Annotated in this window: 9 protein-coding genes; 3 read left to right on the forward strand and 6 right to left on the reverse strand. The window is 59.7% G+C overall.

Features of this window, described 5'->3' with window-relative positions; translation table 11 throughout:
- Nucleotides 1-37 precede the first annotated feature (37 nt).
- The 3 genes from FVQ81_10705 to FVQ81_10715 form a co-directional block, all read right to left on the reverse strand.
- Complete coding sequence (locus FVQ81_10705) at nt 38-925, reverse strand: tetratricopeptide repeat protein (GenBank protein ID MBW7997015.1); 888 nt, start codon at nt 923-925, stop codon at nt 38-40.
- Between the two features lie 166 nt (nt 926-1,091).
- Nucleotides 1,092-2,825 carry a DUF4091 domain-containing protein gene (locus FVQ81_10710; protein MBW7997016.1) on the reverse strand — a complete coding sequence of 578 codons (1,734 nt, stop codon included), beginning with the start codon at nt 2,823-2,825 and terminating at the stop codon, nt 1,092-1,094.
- Nucleotides 2,826-3,000: 175 nt separating this feature from the next.
- Nucleotides 3,001-4,935, reverse strand: coding sequence for a DUF4091 domain-containing protein (locus FVQ81_10715; protein ID MBW7997017.1), 1,935 nt, complete (start codon nt 4,933-4,935; stop codon nt 3,001-3,003).
- Between the two features lie 55 nt (nt 4,936-4,990).
- Here FVQ81_10715 and sixA point away from each other — a divergent pair, with 55 nt between their 5' ends.
- Nucleotides 4,991-5,449, forward strand: a complete 459-nt coding sequence (gene sixA, locus FVQ81_10720; GenBank protein ID MBW7997018.1) for a phosphohistidine phosphatase SixA — start codon at nt 4,991-4,993, stop codon at nt 5,447-5,449.
- A 160-nt stretch (nt 5,450-5,609) separates the two neighbouring features.
- The gene (locus tag FVQ81_10725; GenBank protein MBW7997019.1) at nt 5,610-6,902 is read left to right on the forward strand and encodes a GNAT family N-acetyltransferase; all 1,293 of its coding nucleotides are present in this window, start codon (nt 5,610-5,612) and stop codon (nt 6,900-6,902) included.
- Nucleotides 6,903-7,133: 231 nt separating this feature from the next.
- Here FVQ81_10725 and FVQ81_10730 read toward each other — a convergent pair whose 3' ends face one another.
- Together FVQ81_10730 and FVQ81_10735 are read right to left on the reverse strand one after the other, a co-directional pair.
- A complete protein-coding gene (locus FVQ81_10730; protein ID MBW7997020.1) occupies nt 7,134-8,492 on the reverse strand; it encodes a Gfo/Idh/MocA family oxidoreductase in 1,359 nt (452 codons plus the stop codon).
- A gap of 187 nt (nt 8,493-8,679) precedes the next feature.
- Nucleotides 8,680-8,856, reverse strand: coding sequence for a hypothetical protein (locus FVQ81_10735; protein ID MBW7997021.1), 177 nt, complete (start codon nt 8,854-8,856; stop codon nt 8,680-8,682).
- 16 nt (nt 8,857-8,872) lie between these two features.
- On the opposite strand from FVQ81_10735, the gene FVQ81_10740 reads away from it, so the two are divergent.
- Nucleotides 8,873-9,100, forward strand: a complete 228-nt coding sequence (locus FVQ81_10740; GenBank protein MBW7997022.1) for a hypothetical protein — start codon at nt 8,873-8,875, stop codon at nt 9,098-9,100.
- Here FVQ81_10740 and FVQ81_10745 read toward each other — a convergent pair.
- Nucleotides 9,078-10,520 (reverse strand): PDZ domain-containing protein, encoded by a 1,443-nt coding sequence (locus FVQ81_10745; protein MBW7997023.1) that lies wholly within the window; start codon nt 10,518-10,520, stop codon nt 9,078-9,080. The genes FVQ81_10740 and FVQ81_10745 overlap by 23 nt on opposite strands.
- Nucleotides 10,521-10,747 lie beyond the last annotated feature (227 nt).

Below are 10,747 nucleotides of genomic sequence, written 5' to 3' on the forward strand. Positions count from 1 at the left end.
GGCGGGGATTGAGCTGAAATCTCAGGAAAAAACCTGATCAACCGGCTTCCTTTTTCAGCTTTTCGGCCATTTTCCTGACCGACGGAGCCATCTCGTGGTCCGGGGCCATCCGCAGAAACCGTTCGAGATTTTCAGCCGCCTCGGCGGGCCTGCCGTTCATCTCGCAGACGAGACCGATATAGTAGAAAAACAGCGGCTCTTCGGGCTCCAGAGCCGCGGCACGGCGAAAAGTTTTCTCCGCCGACTCGTATCGTTCGAGCTGGCTATAGGTCTGTCCGAGTCGCAGTAAAACCTGGACGTCGTTTGAATCCACCGTGATAGCCCGCTCCAGCGCGGTGCGCGCCTGGAGCGGCATGCCCTTGTCCATGTAAATCGAACCGAGCAGGCGCAGGGCGTCTGTCATGCCGGGTTTGATTTCCAGCGCTTTATTGAGGGCCATGATCGCCTCGTTCAGCCGCCCCTCGAGCATATACGAACCGCCGATCCCGAACTGGGCGTAGTAGAACTGCGGGTCGAGTGAGAGGGTCTTGCGGAACGCCGCGCGTTTTTCGTTAAGGTCGTTCGCGGTGCGGCCGTAGAGGAAATTGAACATCGGCGAATCCGGGTTCTTATCGCGCATGGTGCTGTACATCTCCACCACTTCCTCGCCCCGGCCCACGCTGCGGAAAGCGTCCATGTAGCGCAGGTGAGCTTCCAGAAACCGGGGGTCGGTATCGATCGCGGCTTTCAGCTTGTCCAGAGCCCGGTCGAACTGCTCCCTCTCGGCCAGTTCCAGCCCCTCCTCGTAGAGGCCGATCGCCCGGCGGTTGGTGCTGTGAAGTTCTTTCCCGGCGGCGACAGCGTTCAGACCCGTCCAAACGGAGATGATAAGCGCAAAGAAGAAAGCTCGCGGCAAACTGTTAATCTCGATCCGGCGCATTGACATCCTCTGCCATGCGTTAATTCTGACACAAAACTATTAATTACAGTGTTCAATATTTTAATCATAATGCTTCAGGCAGGCAATAGCATCCCCCTGCTAGTAGTAATTGCTCAAATTGGACGGCGCAACGTGCCGAATCAATCAGTTTTTCTTTCCGGACGGACGCAAATCAGCCGCCGAGATCACGGATAACAGAGTTGATCTTCCGCCGCTGGTCCTCGATCACCGGCATTGCACCGCAGTTGTGGATAGTACCCCCGCGATTCACCGCCTCATCCAGCAGACCCAGCAGGTCCTCGCGTCCGGCTTCACGAGCCAGCCTGCGCGCCACGCCCAGCGCCTCGTAGTCCTGGATACCCTGCCTGATCATCTCCCAGCGCATCGAGTCCAGCGGACCGTCCGGGCCTGGCCAGACAAAGAACATGTCGCCGCTGGCCCAGGTGAACCGCGGCCTGTTCCAGACATCCTCGGGGTACAGGTTGATCGCCCAGCGCGAATAGCCATCGAACCCGTGGCGTGCCGCCAGCCAAGGCATCAGCCGGCTCTCGCGCAGGCTGCTGAACATAAACGTATTGGGATATCGGGGTCCGCAGGCGGTGTAGAACGACACGAACCTGTCGGGATCGGCTTTGAATTCCCTGACCACCGGCTCCAGTTCCGCCCAGCGGGCCGGATCGGTAAAATTCCCGATATGCAGCACCATTTCCTTGCCGCGGTTACGGTCATCGCCCGCGAAGCCGCCGGCCTGGCTGATCGGGAAATCGGGGACGGCCTCGTCCACCAGCCCGAAAATCATCCGCATGATCTCCTCCGGCTTCTCATCGAAGCCGAGGATGGAGATATCGTACCAGCCCCTGTGGATCAGGTGCTGCCTGAGCACCGGCAGGAACTTGCGCCAGCAGTCGTACCAGCGGGGGTCGCCGACATCCATCGTGATCGTGCGTGATTCGCCCGTGGTGGAGTCGAAATAGCGGATATGGGCGTCGGGGATGATCCAGGGTCCCATCACCAGCGAGTAGAGGTCGATCTTGCGGTTGATTCCGGCGTCCAGCATCAGGCCCACGTAGCGGTCGAAAATCCCGAAGTCCCAACTGAACTTATCCGCCTGGCCCAGCACGTATTCACCCGGGAATTTCCAGAGCACCATCTCATCGCTGCCCCAGCCGCGGACGCCGTGCCAGGGATCGTAGATGATATGGGTGGTAATCGATTTGAGCCCGTGGGCCGCCAGATTTTCAGCGTAGCGCTCCAGCAGCCGCCAGTGCTCCTCGCTCCAGAGTTCCACTCCGTGGGCCGCTGCAACCGGAGTGGGGTCCTGCCACATGAACAGGTCGAAAGTCCAGTCTTTGACCGGCGGAAGCCGGGCGGGCAGGACCTCGACACGCAGAGTGAACTCGGCGATCCGCTCTCTGGCGCGGCAGCCGACCCGGACAGTTCCGCGATAGATTCCCGGCGCAGCGTCGCGGGGCAGCTCCAGGGTGAGCCAGACCGGCTGGGCCTGGTTGGCGGAGACATCAATCGACCGGGTCTCCAGCAGGGGATCGGCGGCCCAGGACAGAGTTTCCACAACTGGCACGTACGCCCCGTAGCGGACTCGCCCGCACTCAGCAGGGATCGCGGCCACATCTCCTGTCAGGCTCCCGATCTCGGCGTGCAGCGAATCCAGATCGGTATTGGAGCGGACCGCGATCTGCGCGCTGAGTATCTCGCCGGCCAGCCCTTCCAGCTCGATCACCTTACCGGCGGTATCGGGGCGGTAGGCTGCGCGGGCCATGCGCACCTCGACCGGTACGGCCCAGGCCTCGTATGTGTGTCTCTTGCCGTGGAAATCCGGCGTCGGGCAGCAGGCGGCACCGAGTGTCACTGCAACCGCCGCAACGAGAGAAAGATACGATCGGGCCATCGCAAACTCCCCGCTGAAAGATGTATTCCAGCTAAGAATTTTCCTAAGTCTTATCCGGTGTGACCCGGGCTCTGGTGCAGAGTTCACCCCGGACGGTCCGTGGTCTCCAGGGGCATGTTTTAATTAGAGGTTGGTTCATAAGCCCTTCAATGGAAATTAGAGGTATTTCATTCGATTAACCAGCGGCTGATTGCTTGCCGCCCAGCTCGCGGATCACGTCGTTGACCACGGCGCGGGCCTGTTCCACATAGGGCATCAAGCCGCATGAATCGAACATTGCGGCCCGGTTGACCGCCCGCTCCAATTTCTCCACCAGGTCATCGCGCCCGGCTTTTTCAGCCAGCTCCATGGCCATGCCCAGCGCCTCGTAGTCCTGGATCCCCTGACGCATCACTTCCCAGCGCATCGAGTCCAGCGGGCCGTTCCGGCCGGGATAGACAAAGAACATGTCGCCGCTGGGCCACTTGTAGCGGGGCTGGTTCCAGATATCCTCGGGGTAGAAATTAACCGCCCAGCGCGTGTAGCCGTCGAACCCGAACTTCCAGGTGACCCAGCCGATAAATCTCGTTTCGCGAAGGTGGCTGAACAGGAACGTGTTAGGGTAGTGGGGCCAGCAGGCGGTGTACCAACTCACGTAACGCTCATCGGCCGCCATCTCTTTGACCAGCGGTTCGATATTCCGCCACCTGCGCTGGTCTCTGAGGTCGTCCATCGGGAAAACGATCTCATCGCCGGTCTTGTTTTCATCGCCGGGGTAGCCGCCGGAGGAAACGACCTTGAAATCGCGGGCGTGGGTTCCGATAAAACTGTAGATAATCTCCATGATCCGCTCGGGCTTCTCGTCGAACCCCAGCATGGCGATATCGAACCAGCCCTTATCCTCGAGATGTTTCCTGAGCACGGGCAGAAACGCGATCCAGATCTCTTCCCACTCCGGCTCGCCTACTTCCATCTCGACCACGCGCTGCTCGCCCACGGATAAGTCGAGGTATTGGATACTGGCGTCCAGCGTACCGCCGGGACCCTTGACCAGGGCGTACATGTCGATCTTGTCCTTGACCCCGGCCTCGATCATCAGGGCCACGTAGCGGTCGAAGATGCTGAAATCCCACTCGAATTTCCCGGCCTCGCCGGGCTTGAATTCGCCCGGATAGCTCCACTTCACCATCGAGGGGTAGGTCACGCCGGCCTGGCTGTGCCAGGGTTCCTCGACAATACTGGTCATGATCGAGTTCATCCCGTGAGCCGCGAAATTTTGCGCGTAGGCCTCCAGGATTTTCCAGTGCTGCTCGCTCCACAACTCCACGCCGTGGGTCCGTCCCACTCCGGCCGGGTCCTGCCAGATATTGAGATAAAATTTCCACTCCGGCGCGGGGGACAGCACCGCCGGCAGCACCTCGAGCCTGACCTCGAATTCCACGGCTCCGCCGGGCGAGGCTGTGGCCGTGAATGCGCCCTCGTACATGCCGGGAGCCGCATCGGCGGGCAGGGTTATCGTGATCCAGACAGGCTGAGCGAAGTTGGCCTTGACCTCCACCGATGAGACTTCCAGCAGGGGGTCGGCGGTCATGTTCATGGACTCGTCCACCGGCACGAACCCGCCGTAGCGCACCCGGACCGCCTCGCCGGGGATAGCCGCTCCGCCGGGGCCGGTCAGTGCGCCCATCGCACCGGTAAGTTTGTCGATATCCCTGTTGCTGCGGACCACAACCTGGCCGCTGACCACCTCCCCGGCCAGACCGGCCATTTCCAGGGTTCTGTTGTCCGGCTCACGGGTGAAACTGCCGCGGTAAACCCGGACCTCGATCGGGGCCGCCCAGCCCGTGAGAGTTGCTTTCCCGCTCTGCCCGCCAGGAGGAGCGCAGGAAACCAGGGCAATAAGGACCAAAAAGAAAAAAGTCAGTGCGCGGGACATGGCAGCTCCATTCGAGTCGAGTGATATTCCGAACCAGAATTGCCGAGAGAAAGCAGGGACAGGTTTGACCACCGGGACTCTCAGCGATGCTGTCTGCCCCAATATGTACCGCCCACAGAGATTTGGCAAGCCGCCAACGGTCGCCGGCCAAGGTGCCGCCGAAAAAGATTGACACCCCACCCGCAGGCGGTTCATAATACCCTAAAAGACTCTAATCAAACCATTATTCCGCCAGCCGGGGAGTTATGCGATGAAAGTTTATCTCGTCAGACACGGCCGGGCAGTGTCCCCGCAAGCTGATGCAGCCAAGCCCCTCAGCGATGAGGGCCGCAGTGAAATCGAACATGTCGCCCGTACGCTGAAAAATATGAACATCTCCGTATCCGCTGTTTACCACAGCGGGAAACTGAGGGCCGAGGAAAGCGCGATGATCCTGGCAGCCGCCCTGGAAGCGGGCAGCGCCAAACAGACATCGGGGCTGGCGCCAAACGACGAGCCGGAGGAATCGCTGGGGCTGATCGAGGCCAGCGAAGGGGATATCATGCTGGTGGCCCACCTTCCCCTGCTTGACCGTCTCCTGCGCGTACTGGTCAACCCGGAGAAGGACGAGGGGCTGCCGGAGTTCGGGGCCGGGACCATGGTGGCCGTGGAGCAGGTCGGCGACAGCTGGCAGATTTTCCGCGCCCTGGGTCCGCACATGATCTGGTAAAGCAGGTTATAAGCAAAACTGATATCCGGCAAAACCCGCCGTCCGGCGGGTTTTGTTTGCATGGGAGGAACATTCTAACTTCCGCTCCGACTACTTTTGCCTTATATTGCTCACCCCCGACAAAGCAAAAACACTCTAAACGAAGACCAGGAGTCAGCAGGTGAAACTGATCCGGAAAGCGGACCCGCGCGATGTCCAGAAGATCGCGCTGGGAGCCGACGAGTATGTCGACAGGCTCTACGGCTGTTTCAGATTTGACAACTCCCGGGCCGACGGATTCCAGCCAGAGCGCGAACTGGAGCTGATCATGCGCGGAGGAGTCTTTCACAAAGTCACTGTCCCGGAGGAGTTGAAAATTCCTCTCGAGGCCGGCAAAGCGGTCAACAACGACAGCTTCTACATCGAACCAATCGGCGCCAACCTGGATTCGATGATGCTGCTAACCATGCGCGCGGGCTGGAACCAGGTGGAACAGGACCTGCAGCGGATTGTGGACCTGGACCCGCAGGGCAATTTCGTGGCGAGTTTCCGCACTGCCGACCACGATATCCCGGTCAGCACGGCCAGTGTCGCCCCTGTCGGCAGCCGCAACACTTGGATCGGCATGATCCTGGTCCACCCCGAGCTGCGCCGCCAAGGTATCGCCAACGCGATGATGCAGCACTGTGTCAACTACGCTATCGAGCAGGGGAAAGTAATCAACGGGCTGGACGCCACTCCGATGGGCAATACGGTCTACGGCGCTGTGGGTTATACGGACAGCTTCAGGATCTGGCGCTCGTGGTTCGACCCCTCGCAGTTCAACCAGAGTTCGTTCGACCAGACCCGGATCAGTCGTGTCAGCGCCGCTGATCTCGACGAGCTGATCCGCTACGACAGCACCCGCTGGCTGGCACGCGAGAATATTATCCGCGCCCTGTTCACCGACAGCGCCGAGGAAGCCTACCTCTCGCGCAACGGAAACGGCGAGATCGAGGGCTATCTGTTCGCCCGTCCGGGTCGGCTGCGCTACTTTATCGGCCCGTTCGTAGCCGACGACGATCCCACCGCGCGCGGCCTGCTGACCTGCGTCTGCCACAGCCTTTCCGCCCGGGGAATCACTGAATCCTTTATCGACACACCCGAAAGCAAGTTCAATCACCCAGGCGTCTACGACAAAAGCGTTTTCGACCAGCAGCAGAAACCCTCGGACCATAAACTTATCGCCAAGCTGACCCCCGTGCGCGATTTTACCCGTATGTACCAGGCTGTCGATGAACGCAAGGCCGAGAATCTGGTCGGGGAATTCATCGATAAGGAAAAACTCGACCCGGAAAACCGCCGCGTGGTTGAGTTCAGCCAGGCGATGTACGATTCGGTGGCCAATTACACCGAAACGATGGGGTTCATGGAGTACGAGGAGAAGGTCCTTCAGCATTACCACTGGGGAACCACAGGGCCGGAAAAAGGATAAGGACTTTTTGATTTATCAGAGAGGAAAAAACGGGCGGGCCGGCACGGTAATTGCTTTTCGCCAGATGGGATGCATTATCTTAAGTCATAGCGGTTCAGGCAATTACCGTGCCGGCCCGCCGTCGGCTGTGCCTGTAATTTAACGCTGCCGATAATATCCGAAACCGTACATAAGCACGAAAGGCGGCCCTCGATGGGCCGCCTTTCGTGTCTGGTAGTGCCGTTTCTGTAATTAATACTTCACCAGCTCATCCACCTGCACGGTGCGTTCCCACTCGATACTGCGGCGGGCGGCGATCCCTACGATGATACTCATCGCTCCGGCGCGCGTCCCGGCTGTCTGCTCCATCGGGTCGTCGGTGCCGCGGAAAATCATGTTCTGCATCTTGTCGTCGGCGCCCCAGTGGCCGCCCTTGCCCGCCGTGTGTTCCTCGGTCTCGCTGAGCGAAAACGCGCGGCTTTCGCTGAACAGAGGAGAGATCCTGAAATCCGACAGCGCTTTCTGCTCCCAGGGCTGGCTGTGGTAGACTCGCACATCCAGGCGGCCGTTGGTGCAGTTGAACCCCACCTGGTAACCCTCGTAGGGCATGAAACAGTTGAGCGAGTAAGTAAGCAGGATATCGTTGTGGTAGCGGATATTGGCGCTCATCGTGTCCCAGATGTTGATTTCTTCGCGGAACAGGCAGGCGTCGCGAATGTACCCGTCGTATTTCTCGTTATCCACATAAAGCCGCATCGCTTCTTCGCTTCTGGTAATATCCCAGTAGAAATCACATTTCTGCTGGTGCGGGCATGTCCGGCAGTTTTTGCCACGGAACGGGCTGTTCCAGCCGTACTTGCGGAGGTCGCCCTGGGCGGTGACCTCCATCGGCTCGGCGCCCAGCCACCAGTTCAGCAGATCGAAATGGTGAGTTGCCTTATGCACCCACAGCGAGCCGCCGTACTGCTTGAACCCGTGCCAGCGACGGAAATACGAGGCTCCGTGGGATGTGTTGAGGAAATAATTATAGTCGACTGAGGTTACGATCCCCAGTTCACCGGAGTTGAGTATTTCCTTGATTTTCTCGGCCTCGGGATTGTAGCGGTAGTTGAACGTCACCCGCACGTGCTTGCCGGTGCGCTTTTCTGTATCGACAATCTCCTGGCACATCTGCTCGTCCGTGGCCATCGGCTTCTCGGTGATCACGTCGCAGCCCAGTTCCATCGCACGGCAGATATACTTGGCGTGGAAACAGTCGGTAGTGGTCACAATCACCGTGTCGGGTTTTGTCTCGCGGATCATCTTGTCGAACCCGGTATCCAGATACACCGGGACATCGATTCCCATGTGGCGCTTAGCGTTTGCAAGACGGCCGGGATTGCGGTCGCACAGGCCGACAAACTCCACGATATCGCCATAGTTCTGCACCAGGCGACGGCCCCACATGTTGATTCCGCGGGTTCCCGTGCCCACCAGGCAGTATTTTTTTGCCTTCCCGCTCGGTGCGAAACGGAACGGACCGCGGCCCATTACCATCGGGGCGATAATTGCGGCGTTGGCCGAGGTGGCGAGAAATTTACGGCGATCCATTGTTTTCTGCTGGTCCGGCATGGTTTCCCTCCTAAGTAGAGATGGAGTAAACTGAACTTGTTGGATCTCGAGGAGTGATATTCCGTGGTATCCGCCTGCCGCTCCAGGTGGATAAGTTGACCTTGTCTTTGCAATCTATGCGTGGCAAACGGAAGTGGCAAGCTGTTTGTTGATGGTAAGTTACAACGGGTAGATTGTGCGTGCCGTCTCAGGGTGACTTGATTTCCTCGGTGTCGATCTCGTACTTCTTGATCCTGTACTGGAGAGTTTTGTAGCTGATTCCCAGCAACCTGGCCGCAGCCACGGCTCGGCTGCCGGATCTCCCTGGCGATTTCCGGTGTGGCGAACGCATCCTGCGGCTGGGATGGAGACCGGTCCGGGACAATCCCCCTGTCCTTGAGTTGGTTGTCGATATGCAGGATCGCCTCGTTGATCTGGCGGTTGAGTTCCACCAGCTTGTCGACAACCTTGTGCTGCTGACGGTTATAGATCAGGAACTGGGTTGTGCTGACCGCCGCCAGCAGCAGCGTGAACATGATTGTCAACTGGGCGCGGACACCGAATATGATTCTCTTCTCAGGCTTTGGCAGTCTGGTTTCATTCGTTTCAGGGGATTTCGATACCGATAAAATGAGTGGTGCCGTCGCGCAAAACCATGAACAGCGACGCGCTGCCCGGTTCGATATCCTCCAGCAGGTCCTGGACCTCCTGGACGCTGTTCACCGGCGTGCGGTCGATAGAAAGCAGCACATCGCCAGCCCGGATTCCCCGCATTGCGGCCAGGCCTCCCTCGCTGACCCGCTCGACAAACACTCCCCGCCGGTTTTGAATCTCCAGCACGTCGAAGTCGTGTTCGTTCAGTTCGCGAAGCTGGAGACCCAGCGTGGGGGTCCGTTTCACCTGCGGTTTTGCCGCTGCCGCGATAGCGCGGGAGCTGCCGGAGATCTCCTTGCTGCCCAGCCGGACACGGCGCAACAGGCGATTGCCGTCGCGGAAAACAGTCACCTCTATCTCATCGCCCGGCCGGTACTTGGCGATTGTTTCCTGCAACTGATGGCTGAACCGGATTAGCTGCCCCTCGACCTCCAGGATCACGTCGCCGCGACGGACTCCTCCCAGTTCGGCCGGGGAACCACTGGAGGGCGAGAAATCCTCGATCAGCACTCCCTGCGGGTTCTTCAGCCCCAGGGCGCGCGCCCGCACAGGGTCAAGCCCCTGGATCACTACTCCCAGCACGGGCCTGATCACCCGGCCGTATGCGATCAGGTCCTCCATCACCCTGCGCGCCAGGTTGACCGGAATAGCGAACCCGTAGCCCTGATACAGTCCTGTCTTGCTGGCGAGCGCCGTGTTGATCCCGATCAGGTCGCCCTGGAGGCTTACCAGCGCACCGCCGGAGTTGCCGGGGTTGATCACCGCATCGGTCTGGATGAAACTCTCGATCGACTGGTCCACGTTGCCCTGAATATTCTGCGGGTCCCCGCTGAGGATGTCAATCTTGCGGCTCTTGGCGCTGATTATCCCGGCGGTGACCGAAATCCCCAGCTCCATCGGGTTACCGATCGCCAGCACCCACGCGCCGATATTGCAGGAATCGCTGTCGCCGAACGAGATCGCCGGCAGCCGGGTGCCCGGCTCCAGGTCCTTCACTTTCAGCACAGCCAGGTCCGTGGTATGGTCCGTGCCCACCACCTCCGCCTCGTAAGTGCGCCCGTCCAGCAGCATGATCTGGATATCCTCGGCCCGGGTGATCACGTGGTTGTTGGTCAGCAGGTACCCGTCGCCGGTCACTATCACCCCGCTGCCCATGTTGATCACCCTGTCGCGGCCCGACTCCGCCCGTCGCCTGGGCCGTGAACTGGAGATACTGACCACCGAGGGAGTTACTTTCGAGGCTGTTTCCTGGAACGCAGCGTTGAGGCTCATCGCCGCCTGCATCGCCCCGGACAACCCGCCGTCCTGGGCGAAAGCGGCCGGAACGGAGATCACCAGCACTATAATAGCCGCGGCTAACCGCCCCATGACATCATTCCGTAAGATTCCGCTCATGACAACCTCTCGTATGCGGTGAGGACTGCGCTCTATCTCGGGGAAAAACAAAAGCCGTGGCCGGACGGGGCGGCCGTGACCCGCCAATCTTTCAAGCCCGGCGGCTGACAGGTGCTCCGGCTGCCGGGACTTTCGCTGTCCATGCCGGTGGCATAAAGACAATATACCCTAGATGGGGCGTCGTTTTCAAGCAATGGCCGCATCGAGGACAGCGGGGTTGACCGGAC

It is taken from the genome of Candidatus Glassbacteria bacterium (genome assembly GCA_019456185.1).
Taxonomy (GTDB): Bacteria; Gemmatimonadota; Glassbacteria; order GWA2-58-10; family GWA2-58-10; genus JAJRTS01.